This is a genomic window from Flagellimonas sp. (genome assembly GCF_965215805.1).
Classification (GTDB): domain Bacteria; phylum Bacteroidota; class Bacteroidia; order Flavobacteriales; family Flavobacteriaceae; genus Flagellimonas.
This window is the reverse complement of sequence record NZ_OZ244124.1, coordinates 1,271,615-1,295,327: the sequence shown is the minus strand read 5'-3', so window position 1 is coordinate 1,295,327 and position 23,713 is coordinate 1,271,615. Positions and strand designations below refer to the sequence as shown.

Below are 23,713 nucleotides of genomic sequence, written 5' to 3'. Positions count from 1 at the left end.
TACGAAACTTTATTTTCGAATATAGAAAATAATTGTTGAATTTAAGATGTTTTTGAATCAACTATTTTTGCGCTGCATGCAAATTAGTTGACTTAATGTCAAAACCTAGATATAACAGAATTAAGATTGTTCTTGCAGAAAAAGAAAAATCTGCAAAGTGGTTAGGTGAACAGTTAGGTAAAGATAAATCCACTATTTCTCGATGGTGTACAAATGATATGCAACCACCCGTTGAAACATTTTACAAGATTGCTGAAATTTTAGATATCGAAGTAAGGGAACTGTTCGTTGCTTCCAAAGAATAGATTCTATAGATGGACTTTTTGTAATAATGTATCAGGATCCCCTTTTCTTTTTGTTATAATGGTATATCGCATAAGCGATTCCCACCAGAACCACAAATGGGAGGTAGGAACCAATAACCACCCCTATCTCATACCAACTGTCCGGAGCCTCCTCTATTTTCTTATCTATATCTACTTGAAGTAAGCCTAAAAATCTCATTTGTTCCTTTGTCTTAATTGTCACTCTGAACAAAGTGAAGAGTCCAACTTTTTAATGCTGCAATTAGATGCTTCGCGATACTCAGCATGACATTGCAGCCCAAATTTCTAGCTACTAGTTCATCAACTCCTCAATTTCCTCAGCTTCAATTGGGATGTTCCGCATAAGGTTAAATGGCTCCCCTTTCTCTTGGATGACCACATCATCTTCCAATCGCACCCCAAAGCCCTCATCCGGGATATAGATTCCAGGTTCCACGGTGAACACCATATTGGCTTTCATAGGGGTCTTGAGCTCCCCATAATCATGCGTGTCCAATCCAATATGGTGACTGGTGCCATGCATAAAGTACTTTTTATAGGCGGGCCAATCTTTGTTTTCATTTTGTACATCCGCCTTGTCCAATAGTCCCAAGCCCAAAAGTTCCGAGGTCATAATCTTCCCCACTTCTTTGTGGTACTCTGCCCAAATTGTTCCAGGCACCAGCATTTTTGTAGCCTCGTTTTTCACTCGGAGTACGGCATCATAGACCGCTCGTTGCCGGGCATTGTATTTCCCGTTTGCCGGAATGGTTCGGGTAAGGTCACTGGCATAGTTTGCATATTCCGCTGCCAAATCCATAAGAATCAAATCCCCGTCCTTAAGCTGTTGATTGTTTTCAATATAGTGCAATACATTGGCATTGTTTCCCGAAGCAATGATCGGGGTATAGGCAAAACCTTTGGAGCGATTTTTTACAAATTCATGGAGAAACTCTGCTTCCATTTCATACTCCCAAACCCCGGGTTTGGTGAATCCCAATATCCTTCTAAATCCTTTTTCGGTGATATCACAGGCCTGCTGCATCAACGCAATTTCCTCTGGCTCCTTTACCCCTCTAATTTGCTGTAAAATAGGATTGCTCTTCGCCCATCTATGCGCGGGAAAGTCTTTTTTACACTTTTCGATAAATCGATCTTCCCTGGTTTGGGTTATCACAGCCTGCCTGTAGTGTTCATTGGTATTAAAGTAAACGGTATCTGCTTCCGTCATCAAATCAAAGAAGATCTTGTCAAAATCGGTAAGCCAATAAACCGTTTCAATTCCAGAAACCTCCGTCGCTTGTTCCTTGGTCAATTTTGCTCCTTCCCAAACGGCAATATGCTCATTGGTTTCCCTAACAAACAGGATTTCCCTGTGTTTTTTATCCATGGCGTCTGGGAAAAGCAGCAATATGGTTTCCTCCTGATCAGCCCCACTTAGATAAAAAATATCCCTGTGTTGTTCAAAGGCCATGGTGCTATCCGCACTAATGGGATAAATATCATTGGAATTGAACACAGCAATACTTTTGGGCTCCATTTGAGCCATAAATTTCTTGCGGTTTTTAACAAAAAGCTGATTGCTGATCGCGTGGTATTTCATGTTTCAAAAAGGTTTGTCCAAATGTAGGTAATTGCTATACCGATGACAAATTCATACCTTCCACAATGAAACAAAACAGCTAGTTCATGAAACGATTCCTACTCCCATTACTGCTCCTTCTTTTTCAAGCAATTCCAGCACAACAAAAGCCCACCGAGGCCCATACGGTAATTGAGGCTTTGTCACATAAAACACAAATGACCCAAACATCATTGGTTAAAAATATTCCCTTAAAAAATATTGGCCCTTCGGTGATGAGCGGTAGGGTGGTGGACTTGGATGTCAACCCCACTGATCCAACAGAATTTTATGTGGCTTATGCTTCCGGGGGATTATGGTATACCCATACCAATGGGATTTCATTTACCCCGATCATGGATAATTCAAATACCCAAAATATAGGGGATATTGCTGTGGACTGGAACAATGGAACTATTTGGGTGGGAACGGGCGAAAATAATTCCTCCCGTTCTTCCTATGCCGGCATCGGCGTTTTAAAATCCACGGACAAAGGGGAAACTTGGCAAAATATGGGATTGCACGATTCGCACCATATTGGTAGAATCTTGATCAATCCCAACAATCCAAATGAGGTTGTTGTAGGGGTAACGGGTCATCTTTATTCACCAAATAAAGAGCGAGGAATCTATAAAACCACAGATGGTGGACAGACCTGGACACAAACACTTTTTGTAAATGATGCAACGGGAATCATTGATATGGCCTTTGCACCCAACAACTTCAATATACAATATGCCGCGGCCTGGGAAAAGGATCGTAAAGCCTGGAATTTTACTGGAAATGGCTCAGCTTCGGGTATTTACAAAAGTGTGGATGGTGGTAGCCACTGGACATTGATCAGCACTGAGGGCAGCGGTTTCCCAACAGGAAATGGTGTAGGCCGTATTGGACTGGCGGTTTTTGATGACAACACTGTTTATGCCGTTCATGATAGCCAGTTTAGACGGGAGAAAAAAGAGAAGAAAAAAGAGGATGGGTTGACCAAGGACGACTTTAAGACAATGGATGTGGAAGTATTTCTTGCTTTGGATGATAAAAAGTTGAACGAATATTTGAAGACCAACGGCTTTCAGGAAAAGTATCGGGCCCAGAACGTAAAACAATTGGTTCGAAGTGGTTCGGTGAAGCCTGTGGATTTGGCCAAGTATTTGGAAAATGCCAACTCACTTTTATTTGACACCCCTGTAATTGGTGCGGAAGTATATCGCAGTGACAACGCAGGATCCAGCTGGCAAAAAATGAATTCAAACTATATTGATGACCTATTCTATAGTTACGGTTATTACTTTGCGCAAATCAGGATAGACCCCAACAACAAAGATCATATTTATTTGGCCGGGGTGCCTCTGGTCAAGTCTGAAGACGGAGGGGATACCTTTACATCCATTGGCAAGGAAAATGTGCATGTGGACCATCATGCGCTTTGGATCAACCCAAATCGGCCAGGGCACTTGATCAATGGTAATGATGGAGGGCTCAACATTAGCTATGACGATGGGGAAAATTGGGTAAAAAACAATTCGCCCAAAGTGGGACAATTCTATGCCATCAATATAGACCATGAGGAACCCTACAATGTATATGGTGGTTTACAGGACAATGGGGTTTGGAAAGGGGCACACAACAACAAAGAAGATCGGGGATGGCACCAAAGTGGTTCCAATCCTTGGAAATCCATTCTGGGAGGGGATGGCATGCAGGTCCAGATAGACAATAGAAACTCCAATACAGTATATACAGGGTATCAGTTTGGAAATTATTACCGTTTGGATTTGGAGAATGGGAAGCAAAAGTACATTCAGCCTAAGCATGAGTTGGGCGAATCCCCGTACCGTTTCAACTGGCAAACGCCCATCCTGTTGTCAGAGCATAATCAGGACATCCTCTATTTAGGTAGTAACAAATTGCACCGATCGTTGAACCAAGGTGACGAGTGGGAAACCATTTCCAACGATTTGACCCAAGGAGGCAAACCCGGTAATGTGGCCTATGGCACCCTGACCACATTATCTGAATCGCGATTTAAATTTGGGTTATTATATACGGGAAGTGATGACGGTCTGATCCAGGTTTCCCAAAATGGAGGTGGAAGTTGGGACCTTATCTCTGGTTCCCTTCCCCAAAATTTATGGGTAAGTGAAGTGGCAGCATCCAAACATAAAATGGAAAGGGTGTATGCAAGCTTGAACGGCTATCGCTTGGATGATTTTACTCCTTATATATATGTAAGCGAGAACTATGGAAAGTCTTGGAAGAATATTTCAAGTAATATTCCTGCATCACCGGTAAACGCCCTAGTTGAGGATCCCGAGAACGAAAATCTACTATTTGCAGGAACGGATAACGGTTTGTACGCCAGCTTTAACCGAGGAGAAACCTGGGAACTTTTTCAAAATGGAATGCCCAATGTGGCCGTACATGATTTGGTTATCCAACCAGAGGCCAAACATCTTTTGGTTGGAACCCATGGCCGAAGCATCTATAAGGCAGATATTTCAGTGTTGCAGCAAATGACACCCGAAGCTATTTCCAAAGATTTGGTTGTTTTTGAGGTAAATGCCATTAAGCATTCCAAGAGTTGGGGCAACGCTACCTACACTTGGGGCAAACCGGATACGCCAGGCTTGGATATAAATTTCTATTGTTCAGCTCCAGGTTCTTGCGTTGCCAGAGTGTTGACCGCGAACGGCACGGAAGTCAGCTCCACTGAAATGGAAGCTCAAAAAGGACTAAACATCCTTTCCTATGATTTGGCCTTCTCCAAAAAAGGGAAAAGTAACTTCCTGAAACGAAACAAAATGAAATTGGAAGAAGCCAAGGATGGAAAAACGTATCTCCCAAAAGGAAGTTATGCCGTGGAAATTTCCGGAAATGGGCAGACCCAAAAAATTGAATTCTCCATAGAGTAGTTTCCATCAGGTTTGTGGGACTTTCTTCACCTAATCAGTTTGAAGAATAGTTCCAAGTGTATCAGTTTGGTAATCAGCTACAAAGAATTAAAGATTTTCTTAAATTTAGAAAACTTGATGGTTCAATTGCATCCTTCCCCCACTTTTGGTTGAACCCTTTAGCACTGGCGAATACATCAACCTAAACCTTTCAAATCATGGAAAATGATAGACGAAAACGCATTAAGTCCATTGACATGTTGCGCGGACTTGTAATGATCATCATGGCATTAGATCATGTTCGTGATTATTTCCATGCCGACGCCTACTTTTTTGATCCTTCGGATTTAACCCAGACTAACGTGCCATTGTTCTGGACCCGCTTTGTGACCCATTTCTGCGCCCCAGTTTTTGTTTTTCTTGCGGGAACCTCCGCTTTTTTTGTTGGACAGCGTAGAAATAAAAAATCACTTTCCGTTTGGCTTCTGAAAAGAGGGATTTGGTTGATCATTGCCGAGTTTACCATTATTAAGCTAGCTTGGATGTTCAAATTGGACTATTCAGGAGTTCTCCTACAGGTTATCTGGGTGCTTGGGGTAAGTATGATATTCTTGGCCGCATTTATCCATCTTCCCAAAAAATTGGGTCTCGTCATTTGTTTAGTGGCGGTTTTTGGTCATAATTTATTGGATTCGGTTGCCCCTACCACACCATTGGTGGCCGGGCTATGGACCTTTCTGCATTCGTTCAATCTTGTTGATCTGGGATTCATCCAGCTTTTTGTGGCTTACCCCATGATTCCCTGGATTTTCGTAATGCCCCTTGGTTACTATTTGGGTGAACTTTATAAACCCTCTTTTGATCCCAAACTGAGAATTTCCCGATTGTTGCAAATAGGTTTGGGTTTAACCCTTTTATTTTTTGCCCTGAGGGCCATCAATATTTATGGGGATTCGTATCATTGGGCCACACAGGATTCTGTCGGACTCACTGTAGCATCCTTTTTCAACATTACCAAATATCCCCCGTCCCTTCATTTCTTGCTGATAACCCTTGGCCCCTCTTTGGTGTTCTTGGCGCTTGTGGAAAACTGGCAGAACAAATGGACTGAAAAAATGGTGGTTATTGGTAGGGTTCCCATGTTTTTTTACATCGTTCATATTTATGTCATTCATGCGTTGGCCGTAATTGCCGCAATGATGACAGGCTTCAGTTTTTCTGATATGGTGATCGATCTTTGGATTACCCTCCAGCCCCAATTGCAGGGGTATGGCTTTAATCTTTGGGTAGTTTACCTTATTTGGGTTGTCCTCATTATTGCGCTTTATCCCATTTGTAGCTGGTACAATAACTATAAGACCGCCCATAGGGAAAAATGGTGGTTGAGTTATTTGTAGCTAATTTTATGGCAGACCCAGACTTTCAATTGGCCTAATTGACAAAGAATGATAGTAGATATTCAGCGGTATTTTGAGCGACATCCCAAGTTCAACAAACTCATGGGTGACAATTATTTGTTTGTGGAATACAAATGCCCCATCGATGTTGAGAATTTTCAGCTATTTACCGATTCCCACATCATTAACTATGTTATAAGTGGTAAAAAAGATTGGTTCGGACCCAATAAATCTTATGCAATCCAGGGAGGGGATGCTCTTTTTGTGAGGAAGGGGGTATATACCACACGTCAACATTTTGAAGTGGACTACTGCGTAATCCTCTTTTTTATAACGGATGATTTTGTGGTCAATTTTTTCAAGGATCACCCAGATTTAGAATTTAACTCTTCCCAAACCGATTTTGACCAGATTTTTGAGGTTGATGTAAACGATTCCTTCGAGGCCTTGATCTTGAGCATCTTCAACTACTTCAAACAGGATGGAGAAATTCCTCAAAGTTTGGTGGAGATAAAATTTCGGGAGTTACTTTTCAACATCCTTTTAAATCCAAGAAACGGAAGCTTGGCACAGTATCTCTATTCCCTACTCGATACTCAAAAGTCAGATATGGAACATATGATGTTGCGCAACTTTCAATATGATCTTGGCCTTGATGAATTTGCTCGACTTTGTGGACGTAGTCTTTCTGCATTCAAGCGCGATTTTAAATCCCATTTTAAGGAAACCCCGGGTCGCTGGATCAAGAACAAACGGCTCGAATATGCCAAAACCCTCTTGAACCAATCTTCGCTGACCATCAATGAAATCTGTTACGAAAGTGGGTTCAAAAACACCTCTCATTTCAATAGTATCTTTAAGGAAAAGTATGGACTACCTCCCCTTCAGTTTCGGTCCAGAATACAATCACATTAACTGCAACATTCTGTTTTTAAGTTGAATGGCCTGGGCTCTAGCACAAACTATTTGGGCTTTTGGGAAAATCAATCCTTTTAAGGTTGTGCCAATTTTGCATGGTAATCAAATTAGAAAACCATGGAAACAACAATCAAAACAGAAAACTGGACCCACTTGGCCCAACAATTGGGCGCACTTTTTGCCCAACGGGCCAATGAAAAAGATCATACGGCTTCCTTTGTCCATGAAAACTACGAAGACTTAAAAGTCCATAGGTTCTTCTCCGCGCTCATCCCAAAGGAGTTGGGCGGTGGCGGGTTATCCTACACAGAAATGTGTGAGATTATTCGAATCATTGGTAACCATTGTGGATCTACTGCCTTAGCCTTTTCCATGCACCAGCATTTGGTGGCAGCAGCGGTTTGGAAATACAAGAACAAAAATGAGGGTGCCGAAACATTGACAAAGATTGCAGACCAACAATTAGTCTTGGTCAGTACGGGAGCCAAGGATTGGTTGGACTCCAATGGATCTCTTAAAAAAGTGGATGGAGGATATTTGTTTTCCGCCAAAAAACACTTTGCGAGTCAATCTGTAGTTGGGGATGTGGCCGTAACCAGTTCTGTGTTTGCAGACGCGGATGATGGAGAATATGTGCTTCATTTTTCCATTCCGTTAAAACAGCAAGGGGTTTCCCTATTGGATGATTGGCATACCTTGGGGATGAGGGCCACGGGTTCCCAAACCATCATTTTTGAAGAAGTGTTTGTTCCCGAGGAAAGTATCGCGCTAAAAAGGGAAAGGAATGAATTTCATCCTGTCTGGAACGCAGTGTTAACAGTGGCCATGCCATTGATCATGTCCGCCTATATAGGTATTGCTGAAAAAGCTGAGCATCTGGCCATAGCCGCTGCACAAAAAAGAAGTCAGCACCATTTACCCTATAGTCTTGGAAAACTCCACAATACATTTTTGGGTTGCAAAGCACAATGGATGGCCATGCGGTCCTTTGTCAACAACCTCAACTTCAAACCTCTGGGATTAACCTCGGCCGATGTTCTGGCTTATAAGACCAATGTGTCGGACTTGGCACGGGAGACTGTTAGCTCAGCAATGGAAATAATCGGGGGGCAGGGGTTTTATCAAAAGCACTTGTTGGAACGCTTGTTCAGGGATGTTCAGGCATCACAGTTCCATCCCTTGCCCAAATGGAGCCAGTACGAATTTACCAGCAGGCACCTTATCGAAAATTATAAATAGTAATCCTAAAAAACCAAAAAATGAAAAATAAATTATTCAACACCGCACTTTTAGCGTTGGCCTTGTTCACGACTGCCAGCGGACAAGAATTAGATCTATTGGCCTATAACCAGATAGATGAACCTAAGAGATATGCTTCTGTTTCCTTAAGCAATCCCAAGGTACCCAATGCACACTATGTTTCGAAGCTAACTTCAAGTAGTTTCCATACTTCAGTACAACCTTTACAGCAAAAAGTGGCCAACTTTGAATTGAATGCTTTGCAGGAATTCGATGAAAACGAACCGTCACGTTATCATGTTGTTTTCTCCAATGAAAATGCCTTGGTTCATGCCTGGTATGATAGTAAGGGGGAACTTAGCAAAACTATAGAACGATATAGAAATCAAGTCCTCCCCTTCAAGGTCAGACAAAAAATCGCTTTAGAGTATCCAAAGTGGTCATTCGGAGACAATGTGTTGGTTGTTCGATTTGTCCGTGGGAAAAAATTGCGGCACTATTTAAGACTGCAATTGACCCTTGGTAAAAATCGAAAAACGGCAAAATTTAGCTATTAGAAAAAGACCCGTAAAAGAAAAACCTCAATCTTTTACGGGTTTTATTTTTACAGATATCCTTGAAAACCCCAATTACAACAGGGTGTTTACTTAAAAAATACGAACATAATCCTCAAATTTCTGGGAGATTAAGCCCAATAATTCCTATTTTTATGGTTTCCAACCAACCTTTTTCAATCTTTTTAACCAATTACCTCTTTTTGGAACGTATGCAACGTGTTCGGGAAATAGCATTCTTTAAAAATATTCGGGAAATTCGTGAATATGAGTTTGGGGTATTCTATTTTTTTGATGGGCTTGTTATTTCCGAAATCAAAGAGGGTGTGGTCTTTAATTGGTCCATGGCCCAAAAAGCCATCGATGCCGCTTATGAAGTGATTGGACAAGACAGACCTATCGCCTATGTATCCAACCGAATCCACAACTACTCTGTGGTGCCCACGGACTGGATCAAGTTCTATACTCACCGTCATAAACTGGAACTTTACTCGGTTGTAGCTTATAACAAAAGTGGACTCGCCAGTATTATTCTGGAGAAAATGTTCTTCAGGAACAACATTCGCCAATTTTCTGATTTGGAGACTGCAATCAATTGGAGCATATCAAAAATTGAGGCTAAAAACGAACAGCCAACCATTTAACTCCCTAAATGAAATAGAGCATCTCCTTGGTTAACCACTGCCTGATGGTTAATGCAAAAGATATATCCATCAAAGGGCGCTTTTATTTTCTTGTTTTTTTTGGCGTCCGTATCGGTGATCATCCCAATGACTTCACCCTTAACCACGGCACTCCCATTGCTTTTTTGGGGAATAAACATGCCTGCTCTGGAAGCCCTAAGCCAGCGTGTTCTATTTAATTCAATAGACTGTCGTTCCCGTGATGCCCCTTTTTTAGAGAGCATTCCCAGAGAATTCAATACATTTTTAATTCCAAGGATTCCTTGCTCAATTGACCCTTCATCAAAACGCATGCTTTCTCCTGCCTCATACACTATGGTTGGGATTCCCATCCTGAGCGAAGCCTTCCTAAAGGAACCTGCAATCAATCTAGAAGCAAAATAAAAGGGAGCGTTAAAAGCCTCCGCCAATTTTTTGCTTTGCTTGTCTTCTTGGGAATACCTGATCTGTGGAAAATTGAACCGCTGTCCACCTCCGGTATGAAGGTCTATTCCATAATCGATTTGGGGTAAAATTTCAGAGGTGTAGGTATAGGCGATCCTACTTGCCAAGGAACCTGTTTTTCTTCCAGGAAAACTCCTGTTCACATCCTTCCCATCCGGAACATCCCGTGAAAAATGAATAAACCCAAAAATATTTAGAATCGGCACCACAATTACAGCTCCTTTCTTGATATCAAACAAATCGTTCTGAAGCATTCTTCTGACCGTTTCCACCCCATTGATTTCATCGCCATGCAAGCCTGCCTGCACCAAAACCGTTGGGCCTGCTTTTTTTGCATTAAAAACATGCACGGGAATATGAATCAAGGTGCCCGTTGGTAATCGGGCAATATCTATCTGCACCAACTTATTCTGTCCTGGAGCCACTTTCTCTCCATTGATGGCAATGGTTTTATTTTCGCTTTCGATACCCATTTTTTTCTACAAATTGAATAATGTGCTTGGCCACGTTAACCCCGGTTGCAGCTTCAATGCCCTGTAAACCTGGAGAGGCATTGACCTCAATTAGAACCGGGCCTTTCTTGGAGCGCATTAGATCTACACCAGCAACGCCAAGTCCTAAATATTTGGTGGCATTCAGGGCTATGTACTGCTCCTTGGCGGTAGGTTTGATAGCCGTCGTATCTGCCCCGCGATGCACATTGGATCGAAAATCGTCCAAGTCACTGGTTCGCTTCATACTGGCCACCACCTTGTTGCCCACCACAATAATTCGGATGTCCTCCCCATTCGCCTCGGCAATATAGCGCTGTAAAAGAATACTGGTATCCATCTTGTATAGAGTATCTATGATGGATTTGGCCGATTTTTTGGTTTCGGCCAAAATCACTCCCATTCCATGGGTTCCCTCTTGAAGCTTAATGATTACCGGGGGGCCGCCCAACAATTTGATCTGCTCCTCAATGTTATCAGGATTGATGGAAAAGACCGTCTCGGGAATTGGTATGCCCTTGCGTGCCATAATTTGTAGAGTCCGTACCTTGTTTCTTGCCCTGGTGATCCCGAGGGAACGTGCCGTGCTGAACACATTGTTCATTTCAAACTGTTTTACAATGGCTGCTCCGTGCCTGGTAACCTTGGCTCCAATTCTGGGGATAATGGCATCAAACTCATTGGTCACGTTTTCCTCATCCAGATAAATCTGGGGGTTCCCCTCACCCAATTTTACAGAGCATTTGGTATGGTCAATAACCTCCACATAATGTCCGGCATTCTGGGCTTCCTCAACAATCCTCTTGGTAGAGCGTACATTAAGGCTCACGGATAAGATGGCAATGTCCATAAGGGATTTTGGTCAGTTACAAATCAATTGTAATATCGGTTAAAAATCCCATTTGTTGGAAATTTATCCCAATTAAATGCTTCAAGTTGAAGCCATTCCGAGCTTAGGTTATAATCGGTCTAAATAAGACACTTATGGCTGTTGAAAGCTTGTTAAAAACTCAATCGTGACGTAAATTTGTAGCTAAAACCAACGCTAATGAGTGGATTGATAAAATCTTCGATTGCCCGCAAGGTAGTGATGGCACTTTCGGGTCTCTTTCTGGTAATTTTTCTAGTACTGCACGTAACCATCAATTTAGCATCGGTCATCTCCCCCGATTTTTTTAATGAAGCTTCCCACTTTATGGGATACAACCCACTGGTGCAATACCTCATGCAACCCATTTTGATCATCGGGGTCATTGTACATTTTGTGATGGGGTTTGGTCTTGAATTGCAGAACAAAAGGGCTAGGGGAATCAGCTATGTAAAATATAGTGGCAGCGCCAACGCTCCCTGGGTTTCCAGAAACATGATCTATTCCGGTCTAGTTATTTTGGCATTTTTGGGATTGCACTTCTACGATTTTTGGGTTCATGAAATGACCTACAAATACATCGAAATGAATCCTGAAAACCCTACCCGATACTATGCGGAAACGGTTGAAAAGTTTGCCCCTTTTTGGAGAACCGTCATTTATGTGGTTTCATTTGTGCTGCTAAGTCTACATCTGTGGCACGGATTTTCTTCCTCCTTCCAATCCATGGGAGTAAATAACAAATACACCCCAGCCATTAAATCTTTTACAAAAATATTTGCGGTGGTAGTGCCTTTGGCCTTTGTGTTTATTGCACTATACCATCACCTTAACCCAATAACACATTAATTATGGGCATATTGGATTCCAAAATTCCATCCGGTCCTTTGGCCGATAAATGGACCAAACATAAAAATGACATCGACTTGGTTAACCCAGCCAACAAGCGAAACATTGACGTGATCGTGGTTGGAACTGGATTGGCGGGTGGAGCCGCGGCAGCCACATTGGCCGAGTTGGGTTATAACGTGAAGACTTTTTGCTACCAGGATTCTCCTAGAAGAGCGCACTCCATTGCGGCACAGGGAGGCATCAATGCAGCCAAAAACTACCAAGGAGACGGGGATAGCCCTTATCGGTTGTTTTACGACACCATCAAAGGGGGAGACTACCGTTCCAGGGAAGCCAACGTATATCGTTTGGCGGAGGAATCGGCCAATATCATAGATCAATGTGTGGCACAAGGTGTGCCCTTTGCCCGTGAATATGGCGGTCTTTTGGACAACCGTTCATTTGGAGGGGTTTTGGTCTCCAGAACCTTTTATGCCAAAGGACAGACAGGACAGCAGTTGCTCTTAGGTGCCTACGCAGCTATGAACCGACAAATCAATCGAGGGAAAATCCAAGCGTACAACCGCCATGAAATGATGGATTTGGTTTTAGTGGATGGAAAAGCTCGGGGCATTATTGCCCGTGATTTGGTTAGCGGAGAAATCCAAAGGCATAGTGCCCATGCCGTAGTTTTGGCAACTGGGGGGTATGGAAATGTTTTCTTCTTGTCCACCAACGCCATGGGAAGCAACGTGATGGCAGCTTGGCGCGCCCATAAAAAAGGAGCCTTCTTTGCCAATCCTTGTTATACGCAAATCCACCCAACCTGTATTCCGGTTTCCGGAGAACATCAATCCAAGTTGACACTGATGTCAGAATCTTTGAGGAACGATGGTCGTATCTGGGTGCCAAAGCGCAAGGAGGATGCCGTTGCCATTCGCGAAGGGAAATTAAGACCCACCCAACTAGGCGAGGAAGAACGTGATTACTATTTGGAACGTAGATACCCCGCCTTTGGAAATTTGGTTCCCCGTGACGTGGCTTCAAGAGCCGCTAAAGAACGATGCGATGCCGGGTTTGGAGTAAACAAAACCGGTGAGGCCGTCTATCTTGATTTTGCCGCAGCTATAGAACGTTATGGTAAGGAAAAGGCGATGACCTCTGGTATCAAAAATCCAGATAAAGAAACCATCACACTGCTGGGAGAGGAAATTATAGAGGCCAAATACGGTAACCTTTTCCAGATGTATGAAAAAATCGTGGATGAGAATCCATATAAGACCCCAATGATGATCTACCCTGCGGTGCATTATACCATGGGAGGTCTTTGGGTGGATTATAATTTACAGACCACCATCCCTGGTTGTTACTGTGCTGGAGAAGCCAACTTCAGTGACCATGGCGCCAACCGACTTGGAGCTTCAGCCTTGATGCAAGGATTGGCAGATGGTTATTTTGTACTACCGTATACCATCGGTGACTATTTATCAGACGACATCCGCACAGGAACCATTTCAACGGATTCTCCAGAATTTGAAGCTGCCGAAAACGAAGTTAGGGGTCGTCTGGAAAAATTGATGTCAGGGACTGGAATCCATTCCGTGGATTACTATCATAAAAAGTTGGGCAAAATCATGTGGAACAAATGTGGTATGTCCAGAAACGAAAAAGAATTGGAGGAAGCCATTGGCGAAATAGCCGAATTGCGAAAGGATTTTTGGGAAAATGTAAAAATTCCTGGTCAAGCCGATTCCAAAAACCAAGAGTTGGAGAAAGCTGGAAGGGTTGCCGACTTTTTGGAATTGGGAGAACTTTTTGCCAAGGATGCCTTGCATAGAAAAGAATCTTGTGGAGGACATTTTAGGGAAGAATACCAGACCGAAGAAGGAGAGGCCTTGCGTGATGATGAAAACTTCAAGTATGTGGCTGCATGGGAGTTTAAGGGTGAACCCAAGGATGCCGAGCTGCACAAGGAGGATTTGGTCTACGAGAATATTGAATTAAAAACAAGAAGTTATAAGTAAGTATTTGGGTTAACCGTTATTGGTTAATAGGTAATGGATGTTGACATTAAGACATTTGAAGATTTAGAATGCTGGAAATCCGCAACCAAGTTGCGAAAGGCCGTCTCCAAAGTCATTAAAACGTTTCCAGATATTGAGAAGTACGAACTGACTTCTCAAATGCGAAGAGCATCCAGATCCGTTACCCACAACATTGCCGAAGGATATGGTCGTTTTCATTTTAGGGAAAACGCGCAATTTTGCAGAACCTCCAGGGGCTCTGTTTACGAATTATTAGACCAGATCTTGGTTGCTTATGATGAAGAATATATCGATAAAGAAAAATATGATGAGTTAAGGTCTATGATATTTGATTGTCTTAAGATTTTAAATGGATATATCAATTATTTGATTAAGGCAGACAACACCAAATAACATTTAACTCATTAACCAATAACTTAGAATAGCGAAGCTATGAAGCTAACATTAAAAATTTGGAGACAAAAAGATGCCGAAACTAAGGGTCAAATCGTGGATTATACCCTAGATGGTGTTGAGGGCGATATGTCTTTTTTGGAAATGCTGGATATCCTAAACGAAGAACTGGTTTCAAAAGGTGAGGAACCTGTAGAGTTTGATCACGATTGTAGGGAGGGTATCTGCGGAACTTGTTCGTTACAAATCAATGGGGAACCCCACGGGCCCGATAGGTTGATCACCACTTGCCAATTGCACATGCGCAAGTTCAACGATGGGGATACTATCGTAATAGAACCTTTTAGGGCCAAAGCTTTTCCTGTTATCAAGGATTTGATTGTTGACCGAAGCTCATTTGACCGAATTCAACAAGCAGGGGGGTTCATCTCTGTAAATACCTCGGGGAACACTGTTGATGCCAATGCCATTCCCATTCCAAAAGAAGATGCGGACAAAGCCATGGATGCTGCAACCTGCATTGGTTGTGGGGCCTGCGTAGCAGCCTGTAAAAATGCCAGTGCCATGCTGTTTACCTCAGCAAAAGTTTCCCAATTTGCCTTATTGCCCCAAGGTCAGGTGGAGGCCTCTGATCGTGTACAGAACATGGTCCGCCAAATGGACTTGGAAGGTTTTGGAAATTGCACCAATACAGGAGCTTGCGAAGTGGAATGCCCAAAAGGAATTTCTTTGGAGAATATTGCCCGAATGAACCGGGAATATCTTTCTGCTACAACAAAAGGATAAAATTCCAATACTCATAAACCAAAACCCAAATTCCTTAAGGAGTTTGGGTTTTTTGTTACTCAATTGTTCTAAGGAGGTTGGCATTTTTATCCCATAAAGCAATCTTCCCCTCGCTGCTTGAAGTTACTATGAACTTTCCATCAGGACTCCAATCCACACCCCATAGATAATCATTTGCCGATGCCGATTCAGCTATAAGCTCTCCTGCTAGGGACCAAATCCGCAATGCATCACTTGCACTGGCCAATCTTTCGCCGTCAGGGTTCCATCTTATATTTCTGTATTCGGCCTTTTTTGGTTTGATTTCATGAAGCTTTTTACCATCACTATTCCAAAATTGGAGGAGTTTGTCTTTATCGCTTACTTTATTCTCAAGTAGGCCATAATCCCCAACAGCAAAAAAATCGCCAGAAGTATGCCATTCCACACACAGTACAAGGGTCTCTTCATTTCTTGGTAGAAAAGCATTGATCGTATCACCCAAATGCGTGTAAATCCCTATCTGATCCCCGACTGTGACCATAATGTTTTTTGAAGGATGCCAATCCAAGCCAGCAACTCCCTTTGAGTCGGCTAAAAATCGACTTACACGGCTCCCATGCATGGTATAAACTGACACCGCATCTTCAAGTTCGGAAACAGCGAGCAGTTCTCCAGTATGATTCCAGTCCAGTGCTCTAAAGCCCGATTCCAAATCCTGCAGCTCTCTCCATTTCCCAGTGTCCAAATCAAGTATTTTGGCTTTAAAGGTTCTTCCTTGGGTAATAACGGCCAAAAGATTTTTGCTTGGATGCCACTTTAGGCGACTTAGTTGTACCCCTGGAACCGGGTAAGTGTTCAACAGTTCAAAAGTCTTGGCATCAAACACTTTTAGTACATCCTGATTACCCCCTGTTGCGATGTATTTCCCATCCGGACTCCAAGCTACGGTCCATAGGGTTTCTTTGTTCTCAACCTGCTCCTGACAACAGATATTGGTCAAGGTGTACAACAACAGAAAAAAGAAAAGCTTTTTCATTTAACACCCTGGTTTGGTCACCAAAACCACCTCAAAAGCGATTGCATCTGAAATGATGCTTTCCTTGACACTTCCAATAATCCCTTTGGATTCATAGCTAATGCCCCAACGGGTGCGGTCAATTGCAAACTTGGATTTAAACACATATAGCTGATCTCGCTGTTCAACGCTCATGTTAAATTTGACGGGATGGGTAACCTCCTTTATGGTCAACAGCGCTTCAACACCTATTTCGTCTTCTTCAACATACAGGGCCTCCACAATCTTTAATTGGGCAATGGGATGGTTTTCCACATCAAAGAAATCCTCATTTTTTAAATGGGACACCAACATATCATTGAACTTGCCATCGGTATTGACAATGGAATTCATGTCCGCCTCAAAATAGCCTCCCATGACCATATCTCCTGACCAAAAAATGGTGCCCTTTGAAAACGCTACCGTACCATAATGCTCATTGAACTGGAACAGTTTAGATCCCGACCATTTGATCACACTCTTTTCTGTATCAATATTTATGGTACCTTGTCCATACATAAAGGCGTTAAACCCAATGCCCACAACTAATAAGATGATTTTTTTCATTGTTTTGTTTTGGACAAATCTAGGTTTGGGGGTCTCAGGGGAGGTGAATAAAATGTAAATGAAGTGCAAAAAATTGCAAATTTTTAATTTGACAAAAATCCGCCATAAATGAAAGTTGTACTCTATATATATAGCGCGTTGTTCGTGTTTGCACTTTCTTTTGCGGTGATCAAAAATGAGCCCAAAAACCAAGATGACACTTTTTCAAACCGGGTAAAGGTTGCACTTAGGAATACAGGAAACACCTTGTTGTTGCAAAGCCAGGATTCCAGCTCGTTGGTCTTGCCGGTAATACAAAATGGGCCTCAAAGTTTTCAGCTGACTTTTGAAATGGAGTTACCCATAGTTCCGGATAGCTTAGTGGCATCGGTAGAGCGAAATTTTAAGGCCATGAACCTGCCCAGTGACTATTTGGTGGAAGTAGTGGACTGCCAACAGAACGAAGTGAATTACAGCTATGCGGTCTCAGATAGTGAAGAGCGGAACATTGTACCCTGTTTGGGCAGAAATCTCCCCATGAATTGCTATTCCATCCATGTGATTTTTCCCAAGCCCACAGATGTCAAAGAATCCAAATTGAGTGCCCCATGGTACACGCTAGTGGTGTTTGGCACTTTAGGAATAGGTCTGTTTTTCCTGGTAAAGCGTAAGGAATCGTCAGAACCCCAAAATACATTGGCCTATATACCCCTTGGCAATTACGCTTTTTACACAGATCAGAACAAATTGGTCAAGGATGGTACGGATATTGGGTTAACCGCAAAGGAGACGGACTTACTTAAAATTTTTGCCGACAACATCAACCAAGTGGTTAGCCGTGATCAATTACTCAAGGAAGTTTGGGAAAACAAGGGTGTGTTTGTTGGTCGAAGTTTGGACACCTTCATCTCCAAACTCAGAAAGAAGTTCAAGGACGAGGATCATATCAATCTGATCAATGTGCATGGGGTTGGTTATAAACTGGAAATACTGAAGGATTCCAAGAAATAATCCGCACAAGAAATCCCATCGGAATGAAATTTAAGCTTCCCTTTTTGCTATCTTGAAACATGCCCAAAAACTATCCCAAAGAGCGCATTAAAGTTCCTCGGTTCAATGAGGAGTCCGGTTTTTATACCACGCCTGAACGTTCCAAGATCATGGGCAAGATCCGCGGCAAGAACACCAAACCAGAATTGGCTTTTAGAAAAGCATTATGGGCCGCTGGCTACCGTTATCGCATAGATTATAAAAAGTTGATTGGAAAGCCGGACATTGTGCTTAAAAAGTATCGAACAGCCATATTTATTGATGGGGAGTTTTGGCACGGCCACAATTGGGGGGAACGCAAGCTCAAAATCAAAACAAACAAAGAGTTCTGGATTCCCAAAATAGAGCGAAACATACAACGTGATCAAGAGGTTAACGAAGCCTTGGAAGAAATGGGATACACCGTATTTCGATTTTGGGAAAGTGAAATCAAAAAAGAACTTGATCGTTGTTTGGATGAGGTAATTGTATGGTTAAAAAAGCAACCCGAATGATTAAAATCAACTCCAAATTGCCCAATTTAGGCACTACAATTTTCACGGTCATTGGTCAGTTGGCCAAGGAACATAACGCCATCAACCTATCCCAGGGGTTTCCCAATTTCTCCCCCGATTCCAAATTGCTGCGGTTGGTGAACCAGGCTCACCAAGACGATTTTAATCAATATGCCCCCATGCAGGGTATTTTAAGTCTTCGGGAAACCATTTCAGAAAAAACGGAAAGTCTCTACGGCAAATCCTATCATCCCGAAACAGAGATTACGATTACTGCAGGGGCAACTGAAGCCATCTTCACCAGCATTGCGGCCTTTGTTCGGCCCAAGGATGAAGTCATTGTACTTCGTCCAGCCTATGACTGTTATGAACCCGCCATTGAACTATTTGGTGGCATGGTGGTTCCCATTGCATTGGAGGGACCATCATTTAAGGTAGATTGGAATGGACTTAAAAAAGCCATCTCCCCTAAAACCCGAATGATGATCATCAATACGCCCCACAATCCCACGGGCACAATTTGGTCCGAATCAGATATGCTACAATTGCAGGAAATCCTTAAGGATACCAATATAATCTTGCTGAGCGACGAGGTCTATGAACATATCACCTTTGATGGGGAACAGCACCATAGTGTATCCAAATTTCCTGATTTGGCCTCACGAAGCATCGTTTGTTCCTCCTTTGGAAAGACCTTCCATGTTACGGGTTGGAAAATTGGATATTGTGTGGCCCCCAAAGCTTTGATGCAAGAGTTCCATAAGGTTCACCAGTACAATGTTTTTTCGGTAAACCATGCGCTTCAAATTGCATTGAATGAATACCTGCAATCTCCTGAACATTATCTTGAACTAGGGAGTTTTTATCAAAAGAAGCGAGATTATTTTTTAAATGCCATCCAAGGTTCAAGGTTTGAGGCCGTGCCTTCTGCTGGAACCTACTTTCAATTGTTGGATTATGGAAAAATAACGGATGAGAAAGACATGGATTTTGCGATACGTCTCATCAGGGAACATCAATTGGCCAGCATTCCCATTTCGGTATTTTGCGGGCCTGATTACAATCAAAGGTTCCTGCGGTTTTGCTTCGGGAAAACAGAAGATGTCCTTGACCAAGCGGCAGAAATACTACAACGAATCTAAGCGGTTACAGCTGTCTTCTAGCAATCCGAAAGATTTGGAGCACATCCTTTCCCGAAAGCTCAAAATCCTGGAACTCGGGTGCCTTGTTTAGATTGTTACACTGGAAAACATCTTTTTCAACATTATAGTTGGTGATTCGCTTACAGATAATGCGGTCCTTGCAGACCAAAACATACGATTTGTTGAATAGCCCATTGTTTTCCAAAGCAAACTCCTTGACGTCCACCTCTACGCCTAGAACTATGGATTTGTTGGGAATGGAATCTATGGTTCCGTCATACATGGAATTCCCCGTTATTTCAAAAGCCATGTGAAGTTCATCGTCAATGGAGTCCATCACAAACCCTGTTTCGAATGCATTTTGGGAAACAAGACCGGTTTTTACACGGGTAATATATTCCTTTTGCTGCTCCATGAGCACCAAAGGGGACATTACCAATAGTTTTCCGTGTTCCAAAGGGTAGAACACGCTACCCTGTTTGGCGTAGGGTTTCTTTTTCCCATAGGTATCGTTGGGGTCGTGGAACTCATGAATGACGAGTTCGGGGATGGTCATATCAAAAAATTGGGCAATTTTCTTTAAATTTTTATTTGGAATATTGGCGTCTCTTCTCTCATAAAGCTGCACGGTTCGCAGGCTAACACCAATGGCATGGGCAAATTCTGTTTGACTTATTCCTTTTTTTCGTCTTAACTCTTTTATTATGTGCATAAAATCACTATCTTGTGTAATATTTTTACGCATACCCATAAAAATGCGTAATTCTCAACTTCACCTTTGTACTTCCCTTACGATCAAATATAGAAAAAGGGAATTATTTCATTTATTACAAGTTTAACTTAACAATTTACATGTATGGGCACGCTCAAATCTTCCGACCTACGAATCAAATACGAGGAAATGTTTACCAGCTCCGATTTTGGTAAACCGATTGGACAGGAACTTTCCACGATTTTAAGAAGAAACCTGAACAAGGACAATTTGGCCAATATTGCTTCAGGGTGTAGTATCAGTTTTTCCACGGTAAGGGACCTGGTTTATAGAACCAATAGTTTAACCGAAGGTAACTCCATGGCATTGGCCCTGCTCATCCACGCAGCCTTGGAAAATTCCGTAGCAAGGAAATTGCAGTCTGAAGGAGACATTATGTTTTTGGATGGTATTTTAAAGCATTAACCGAAGCAACCAATCCGTTTGTTTGTCGTTCCCGATGTAATACGGATGGGTGCCAAACTTGGTAAACCCATGTTTTTGGTAGAATCTTATGGCTCCTGGGTTATGTTCCCATACCCCTAACCACACATAGGCCATGCCTTTATGTTTGGCCAAATTGATAATTTGTTGGAGCATCCATGCCCCAATGCCCTTGCCTTGGTGACCGTCAACAACATAGATCCGTTCCAATTCCAACGAATTATTGTCTTTAACATCTGTTTGCGCTTGGCCGTTGTTCACTTTGAAGTAGCCCACCAAATCCATATTTTCAAAAACAAAATAGAATTGGGAGTCGATATTCAACAGTTCCTTTTGCAGTTGTTCCCTGCTAAATGCTGATGCTATATATTCCCTGAAATCCTTGGGTTCATTTTCTGCTTCAAATGCTGCGATAAAAGTGTCTTTGGATATTTGGATTAAGACATCCAAATCCGACAATGTGCATTCCCGAAAAGTTAAATGATTGGAGGGCTTATTCATCCCTCTAAATTATGGAATAAAAAAAGAGCCTAACAATTTTGTTGGCCCTTACATTTTTTCATTTTATGGGTCTTAAAGCATAAAAAGCTTCTTGATCAATAACATAAATCCTGTGAAAAAATCGTTTCTGTAAACTTGAACGTTGTCCTCTACTGAGGAGCGGAAAAATTTGGGTGCCATGGTGTTGATTTTAAGGATGGTTAATTTGGGAAAATTATTCAACACTACCAAAATACAGCTAAAGAAAAATCAAATAAAAAATTTGTTGTGAAGCTGCGGTATATTGTGGTAAACAAACTGATTGGTATAGAGACTATATTTCCATCTCGGGAATCTCCCCCTGCACCTGTAGCTTACCTTCTGTAGCATTCACCACATCTTCCACAGATACCCCAGGAGCCCTTTCCAATAATTTAAACCCATCCGGGGTCACCTCCAATACGGCCAAATTGGTGACAATTTTCTTTACGCAACCCACTCCTGTCAGTGGAAGCGAACATCTTTTAAGCAATTTGGATTTTCCAGCCTTATTGGTATGCATCATGGCCACTATGATATTCTCAGCCGAGGCCACCAAATCCATTGCACCGCCCATACCTTTTACCATCTTGCCCGGAATCTTCCAGTTGGCGATATCGCCATTTTCTGCCACCTCCATAGCTCCTAAAATGGTCAAGTCCACATGTTGCCCCCTAATCATGCCAAAACTTAGTGCAGAGTCAAAAAAAGAAGCTCCTGGAAGGGTGGTTATGGTCTGTTTTCCAGCATTTATGATATCGGCATCCTCTTCGCCCTCAAACGGGAATGGCCCCATGCCCAACACTCCATTTTCGCTCTGAAATTCCACACTGATATCTTCCCGCACAAAATTGGCCACCAAAGTGGGTATTCCTATCCCTAGGTTCACATAATATCCGTCCTTGACTTCTTTTGCAATCCGTTTTGCGATTCCGTTTTTATCCAACATGCTTAATATGCTAATTTTTCAATTTGGCAATGTGCCAATTCCTTATTTCTTTGAATTTCTTTTACTTGTACTTACAATTTTGCCTAAAATCAATCCCAATTCCTTGGTCATTGGTCCCAGTTCGGACTTTGATGGATAGGTAGGGGCCTTTTCACAAAGTTCCAACCAGTATTTGGTCTCCTCCAACTCTTTGGCTGCAATTTTTAGCTTATGGATGAAGTAAGCCCTGCTTTCTGCATGTTGCGATTCTCGAATATTTGCCCCAACACTTGTTCCCGACCTTAATAGTTGCTTGCCCACAACAAACTTCTTTTTTGCCTCAAGCACTTCGCAAAATGAAATTATCTCCAAAGCCAATTCCGTAGATTTTACCACAACAACGTTCTCCTTCATTCCCACAAACTATTAGGCCATTTTTACATTTGCTCATTTTCAAATTTCCACATTGGACAATTAATCAACTGACCGAACGGTCCTCTGCTCTATCCTTTTCTCGTACCGCTCTCCTTGAAAAATGCGCTGTACAAAAATCCCAGGGATATGAATTGTATTGGGATCCAGACTTCCTGCAGGAACCAATTCCTCCACCTCCGCCACCGTTATCTTGGCAGCACCACACATACAAGGATTAAAATTTCTTGCGGTTCCCTTGAAAATCAAATTGCCCGCTTCATCCCCTTTCCATGCTTTTACAAAGGCAAAATCTGCTTTGTATGCAGGTTCCAAAACATACATCTTGCCATCAAATTCACGAGTTTCCTTTCCTTCAGCGACCTCGGTTCCATAGCCCGCTGGGGTGTAAAATGCCGGGAATCCCGCTTGAGCCGCCCTACATTTTTCTGCCAAAGTGCCTTGGGGAGTCAATTCCACTTCTAATTCCCCACTTAGCATCTGGCGCTCAAACTCATCGTTTTCTCCCACATAGGAAGAGATCATTTTTTTGATTTGATGTTGTTGCAGCAAAAGCCCCAATCCAAAATCGTCAACCCCTGCGTTGTTGGAGATACAGGTAATGTCCTTAATCCCTAAGCTTACCAATTGCCCAATGGCATTTTCCGGGATTCCGCAGAGCCCAAACCCTCCTAGCATAAAGGTCATTCCATCCGCTACCCCTTCCAAAGCTTGTTCTACAGTTGCTACAGTTTTCTTGATCATCCAATTCCAATTTTATTGCTGTTGAAATTACGATAATTAAAGAATTCCTGAAACCGTTTTGTTTTCAAAAGAAACCCTAAGAGTGCATCCGCATGGTTTCCTGCAAAAGCAGGAATGACAATGCCACGGAATCTATGCCGTTAATGTTGTGATTCCAGTGG

At 42.4% G+C, this 23,713-nt stretch carries 26 protein-coding genes; 15 read left to right on the top strand and 11 right to left on the bottom strand.

Annotated elements, in window-relative coordinates; all coding sequences use genetic code 11:
- Positions 1-95 precede the first annotated feature (95 nt).
- Positions 96-305, top strand: a complete 210-nt coding sequence (locus ACOOE0_RS05835) for a helix-turn-helix transcriptional regulator (RefSeq protein ID WP_138836648.1) — start codon at positions 96-98, stop codon at positions 303-305.
- A 31-nt stretch (positions 306-336) separates the two neighbouring features.
- On the opposite strand, the gene ACOOE0_RS05830 is transcribed toward ACOOE0_RS05835, so the two are convergent.
- Together ACOOE0_RS05830 and ACOOE0_RS05825 are read right to left on the bottom strand one after the other, a co-directional pair.
- A complete protein-coding gene (locus ACOOE0_RS05830) occupies positions 337-504 on the bottom strand; it encodes a hypothetical protein (protein ID WP_420401532.1) in 168 nt (55 codons plus the stop codon).
- A gap of 114 nt (positions 505-618) precedes the next feature.
- A complete protein-coding gene (locus ACOOE0_RS05825) occupies positions 619-1,908 on the bottom strand; it encodes an aminopeptidase P family protein (protein WP_420401531.1) in 1,290 nt (429 codons plus the stop codon).
- An 86-nt stretch (positions 1,909-1,994) separates the two neighbouring features.
- Here ACOOE0_RS05825 and ACOOE0_RS05820 point away from each other — a divergent pair, with 86 nt between their 5' ends.
- The 6 genes from ACOOE0_RS05820 (at position 1,995) to ACOOE0_RS05795 (ending at position 9,569) form a co-directional block, all read left to right on the top strand.
- Complete coding sequence (locus tag ACOOE0_RS05820; RefSeq protein WP_420401530.1) at positions 1,995-4,838, top strand: VPS10 domain-containing protein; 2,844 nt, start codon at positions 1,995-1,997, stop codon at positions 4,836-4,838.
- 197 nt (positions 4,839-5,035) lie between these two features.
- Positions 5,036-6,214 (top strand): DUF1624 domain-containing protein, encoded by a 1,179-nt coding sequence (locus ACOOE0_RS05815; RefSeq protein ID WP_420401529.1) that lies wholly within the window; start codon positions 5,036-5,038, stop codon positions 6,212-6,214.
- Positions 6,215-6,262: 48 nt separating this feature from the next.
- Positions 6,263-7,129: a helix-turn-helix domain-containing protein gene (locus ACOOE0_RS05810; protein WP_420401528.1), complete on the top strand. Its 867-nt coding sequence runs from the start codon at positions 6,263-6,265 to the stop codon at positions 7,127-7,129.
- 120 nt (positions 7,130-7,249) lie between these two features.
- Positions 7,250-8,371: an acyl-CoA dehydrogenase family protein gene (locus ACOOE0_RS05805; protein WP_420401527.1), complete on the top strand. Its 1,122-nt coding sequence runs from the start codon at positions 7,250-7,252 to the stop codon at positions 8,369-8,371.
- Positions 8,372-8,391: 20 nt separating this feature from the next.
- A complete protein-coding gene (locus tag ACOOE0_RS05800; RefSeq protein WP_420401526.1) occupies positions 8,392-8,928 on the top strand; it encodes a hypothetical protein in 537 nt (178 codons plus the stop codon).
- Between the two features lie 152 nt (positions 8,929-9,080).
- Positions 9,081-9,569, top strand: a complete 489-nt coding sequence (locus ACOOE0_RS05795; RefSeq protein WP_420401525.1) for a hypothetical protein — start codon at positions 9,081-9,083, stop codon at positions 9,567-9,569.
- Here the strand turns inward: ACOOE0_RS05795 and ACOOE0_RS05790 are convergent.
- Positions 9,566-10,525 (bottom strand): succinylglutamate desuccinylase/aspartoacylase family protein, encoded by a 960-nt coding sequence (locus ACOOE0_RS05790; RefSeq protein ID WP_420401524.1) that lies wholly within the window; start codon positions 10,523-10,525, stop codon positions 9,566-9,568. The genes ACOOE0_RS05795 and ACOOE0_RS05790 overlap by 4 nt on opposite strands.
- Positions 10,503-11,393 carry a RimK family alpha-L-glutamate ligase gene (locus tag ACOOE0_RS05785; protein ID WP_420401523.1) on the bottom strand — a complete coding sequence of 297 codons (891 nt, stop codon included), beginning with the start codon at positions 11,391-11,393 and terminating at the stop codon, positions 10,503-10,505. Before ACOOE0_RS05785 ends, ACOOE0_RS05790 begins: the two co-directional genes overlap by 23 nt.
- A gap of 198 nt (positions 11,394-11,591) precedes the next feature.
- Between ACOOE0_RS05785 and ACOOE0_RS05780 the strand changes: the two genes are divergently transcribed.
- Genes ACOOE0_RS05780 through ACOOE0_RS05765 form a run of 4 tightly spaced genes read left to right on the top strand, consistent with a single transcriptional unit; the run spans position 11,592 to position 15,466 of the window.
- On the top strand, positions 11,592-12,260 hold the full coding sequence (locus ACOOE0_RS05780) for a succinate dehydrogenase cytochrome b subunit (protein ID WP_420401522.1): 669 nt from the start codon (positions 11,592-11,594) through the stop codon (positions 12,258-12,260).
- Positions 12,261-12,262: 2 nt separating this feature from the next.
- The gene (locus ACOOE0_RS05775; protein WP_420401521.1) at positions 12,263-14,266 is read left to right on the top strand and encodes a fumarate reductase/succinate dehydrogenase flavoprotein subunit; all 2,004 of its coding nucleotides are present in this window, start codon (positions 12,263-12,265) and stop codon (positions 14,264-14,266) included.
- A 33-nt stretch (positions 14,267-14,299) separates the two neighbouring features.
- Complete coding sequence (locus ACOOE0_RS05770) at positions 14,300-14,680, top strand: four helix bundle protein (protein ID WP_420401520.1); 381 nt, start codon at positions 14,300-14,302, stop codon at positions 14,678-14,680.
- A 39-nt stretch (positions 14,681-14,719) separates the two neighbouring features.
- Positions 14,720-15,466, top strand: coding sequence for a succinate dehydrogenase/fumarate reductase iron-sulfur subunit (locus ACOOE0_RS05765; protein WP_420401519.1), 747 nt, complete (start codon positions 14,720-14,722; stop codon positions 15,464-15,466).
- A gap of 55 nt (positions 15,467-15,521) precedes the next feature.
- Here the strand turns inward: ACOOE0_RS05765 and ACOOE0_RS05760 are convergent, their stop codons facing one another.
- Positions 15,522-16,484, bottom strand: a complete 963-nt coding sequence (locus ACOOE0_RS05760; protein WP_420401518.1) for a WD40 repeat domain-containing protein — start codon at positions 16,482-16,484, stop codon at positions 15,522-15,524.
- Positions 16,485-17,069, bottom strand: a complete 585-nt coding sequence (locus tag ACOOE0_RS05755; protein ID WP_420401517.1) for a YceI family protein — start codon at positions 17,067-17,069, stop codon at positions 16,485-16,487.
- A gap of 108 nt (positions 17,070-17,177) precedes the next feature.
- Here ACOOE0_RS05755 and ACOOE0_RS05750 point away from each other — a divergent pair, with 108 nt between their 5' ends.
- Genes ACOOE0_RS05750 through ACOOE0_RS05740 form a run of 3 tightly spaced genes read left to right on the top strand, consistent with a single transcriptional unit; the run spans position 17,178 to position 19,734 of the window.
- The gene (locus ACOOE0_RS05750) at positions 17,178-18,059 is read left to right on the top strand and encodes a winged helix-turn-helix domain-containing protein (RefSeq protein ID WP_420401516.1); all 882 of its coding nucleotides are present in this window, start codon (positions 17,178-17,180) and stop codon (positions 18,057-18,059) included.
- 59 nt (positions 18,060-18,118) lie between these two features.
- On the top strand, positions 18,119-18,592 hold the full coding sequence (locus ACOOE0_RS05745) for a very short patch repair endonuclease (protein WP_420401515.1): 474 nt from the start codon (positions 18,119-18,121) through the stop codon (positions 18,590-18,592).
- Positions 18,589-19,734: a methionine aminotransferase gene (locus ACOOE0_RS05740; protein WP_420401514.1), complete on the top strand. Its 1,146-nt coding sequence runs from the start codon at positions 18,589-18,591 to the stop codon at positions 19,732-19,734. The genes ACOOE0_RS05745 and ACOOE0_RS05740 overlap by 4 nt, the downstream gene beginning before the upstream one ends.
- Positions 19,735-19,738: 4 nt before the next feature.
- On the opposite strand, the gene ACOOE0_RS05735 is transcribed toward ACOOE0_RS05740, so the two are convergent.
- Positions 19,739-20,446: a helix-turn-helix domain-containing protein gene (locus tag ACOOE0_RS05735; RefSeq protein ID WP_420401513.1), complete on the bottom strand. Its 708-nt coding sequence runs from the start codon at positions 20,444-20,446 to the stop codon at positions 19,739-19,741.
- Between the two features lie 144 nt (positions 20,447-20,590).
- Between ACOOE0_RS05735 and ACOOE0_RS05730 the strand changes: the two genes are divergently transcribed.
- On the top strand, positions 20,591-20,911 hold the full coding sequence (locus tag ACOOE0_RS05730; protein WP_420401512.1) for a hypothetical protein: 321 nt from the start codon (positions 20,591-20,593) through the stop codon (positions 20,909-20,911).
- Here the strand turns inward: ACOOE0_RS05730 and ACOOE0_RS05725 are convergent.
- From ACOOE0_RS05725 to ACOOE0_RS05710, 4 genes are all read right to left on the bottom strand, one after another.
- On the bottom strand, positions 20,900-21,430 hold the full coding sequence (locus ACOOE0_RS05725) for a GNAT family N-acetyltransferase (protein ID WP_420401511.1): 531 nt from the start codon (positions 21,428-21,430) through the stop codon (positions 20,900-20,902). The genes ACOOE0_RS05730 and ACOOE0_RS05725 overlap by 12 nt on opposite strands.
- A gap of 313 nt (positions 21,431-21,743) precedes the next feature.
- Positions 21,744-22,397 (bottom strand): 3-oxoacid CoA-transferase subunit B, encoded by a 654-nt coding sequence (locus ACOOE0_RS05720; RefSeq protein ID WP_420401510.1) that lies wholly within the window; start codon positions 22,395-22,397, stop codon positions 21,744-21,746.
- Positions 22,398-22,439: 42 nt separating this feature from the next.
- Positions 22,440-22,790: a four helix bundle protein gene (locus ACOOE0_RS05715; RefSeq protein ID WP_420401509.1), complete on the bottom strand. Its 351-nt coding sequence runs from the start codon at positions 22,788-22,790 to the stop codon at positions 22,440-22,442.
- Positions 22,791-22,850: 60 nt separating this feature from the next.
- On the bottom strand, positions 22,851-23,552 hold the full coding sequence (locus ACOOE0_RS05710; RefSeq protein ID WP_420401508.1) for a CoA transferase subunit A: 702 nt from the start codon (positions 23,550-23,552) through the stop codon (positions 22,851-22,853).
- Between the last annotated feature and the right edge of the window lie 161 nt (positions 23,553-23,713).

Coding starts and splice junctions, on each gene's coding strand:
- ACOOE0_RS05720 (WP_420401510.1), bottom strand. CDS start 22,397: ATGTTGGATAAAAACGGAATCGCAAAACGGATTGCAAAAGAAGTCAAG.
- ACOOE0_RS05790 (WP_420401524.1), bottom strand. CDS start 10,525: ATGGGTATCGAAAGCGAAAATAAAACCATTGCCATCAATGGAGAGAAA.
- ACOOE0_RS05725 (WP_420401511.1), bottom strand. CDS start 21,430: ATGAATAAGCCCTCCAATCATTTAACTTTTCGGGAATGCACATTGTCG.
- ACOOE0_RS05810 (WP_420401528.1), top strand. CDS start 6,263: ATGATAGTAGATATTCAGCGGTATTTTGAGCGACATCCCAAGTTCAAC.
- ACOOE0_RS05780 (WP_420401522.1), top strand. CDS start 11,592: ATGAGTGGATTGATAAAATCTTCGATTGCCCGCAAGGTAGTGATGGCA.
- ACOOE0_RS05750 (WP_420401516.1), top strand. CDS start 17,178: ATGAAAGTTGTACTCTATATATATAGCGCGTTGTTCGTGTTTGCACTT.
- ACOOE0_RS05830 (WP_420401532.1), bottom strand. CDS start 504: ATGAGATTTTTAGGCTTACTTCAAGTAGATATAGATAAGAAAATAGAG.
- ACOOE0_RS05770 (WP_420401520.1), top strand. CDS start 14,300: ATGGATGTTGACATTAAGACATTTGAAGATTTAGAATGCTGGAAATCC.
- ACOOE0_RS05775 (WP_420401521.1), top strand. CDS start 12,263: ATGGGCATATTGGATTCCAAAATTCCATCCGGTCCTTTGGCCGATAAA.
- ACOOE0_RS05740 (WP_420401514.1), top strand. CDS start 18,589: ATGATTAAAATCAACTCCAAATTGCCCAATTTAGGCACTACAATTTTC.
- ACOOE0_RS05815 (WP_420401529.1), top strand. CDS start 5,036: ATGGAAAATGATAGACGAAAACGCATTAAGTCCATTGACATGTTGCGC.
- ACOOE0_RS05760 (WP_420401518.1), bottom strand. CDS start 16,484: ATGAAAAAGCTTTTCTTTTTTCTGTTGTTGTACACCTTGACCAATATC.
- ACOOE0_RS05835 (WP_138836648.1), top strand. CDS start 96: ATGTCAAAACCTAGATATAACAGAATTAAGATTGTTCTTGCAGAAAAA.
- ACOOE0_RS05710 (WP_420401508.1), bottom strand. CDS start 23,552: ATGATCAAGAAAACTGTAGCAACTGTAGAACAAGCTTTGGAAGGGGTA.
- ACOOE0_RS05735 (WP_420401513.1), bottom strand. CDS start 20,446: ATGCACATAATAAAAGAGTTAAGACGAAAAAAAGGAATAAGTCAAACA.
- ACOOE0_RS05825 (WP_420401531.1), bottom strand. CDS start 1,908: ATGAAATACCACGCGATCAGCAATCAGCTTTTTGTTAAAAACCGCAAG.
- ACOOE0_RS05715 (WP_420401509.1), bottom strand. CDS start 22,790: ATGAAGGAGAACGTTGTTGTGGTAAAATCTACGGAATTGGCTTTGGAG.
- ACOOE0_RS05800 (WP_420401526.1), top strand. CDS start 8,392: ATGAAAAATAAATTATTCAACACCGCACTTTTAGCGTTGGCCTTGTTC.
- ACOOE0_RS05745 (WP_420401515.1), top strand. CDS start 18,119: ATGCCCAAAAACTATCCCAAAGAGCGCATTAAAGTTCCTCGGTTCAAT.
- ACOOE0_RS05795 (WP_420401525.1), top strand. CDS start 9,081: ATGGTTTCCAACCAACCTTTTTCAATCTTTTTAACCAATTACCTCTTT.
- ACOOE0_RS05820 (WP_420401530.1), top strand. CDS start 1,995: ATGAAACGATTCCTACTCCCATTACTGCTCCTTCTTTTTCAAGCAATT.
- ACOOE0_RS05730 (WP_420401512.1), top strand. CDS start 20,591: ATGGGCACGCTCAAATCTTCCGACCTACGAATCAAATACGAGGAAATG.
- ACOOE0_RS05805 (WP_420401527.1), top strand. CDS start 7,250: ATGGAAACAACAATCAAAACAGAAAACTGGACCCACTTGGCCCAACAA.
- ACOOE0_RS05765 (WP_420401519.1), top strand. CDS start 14,720: ATGAAGCTAACATTAAAAATTTGGAGACAAAAAGATGCCGAAACTAAG.
- ACOOE0_RS05785 (WP_420401523.1), bottom strand. CDS start 11,393: ATGGACATTGCCATCTTATCCGTGAGCCTTAATGTACGCTCTACCAAG.
- ACOOE0_RS05755 (WP_420401517.1), bottom strand. CDS start 17,069: ATGAAAAAAATCATCTTATTAGTTGTGGGCATTGGGTTTAACGCCTTT.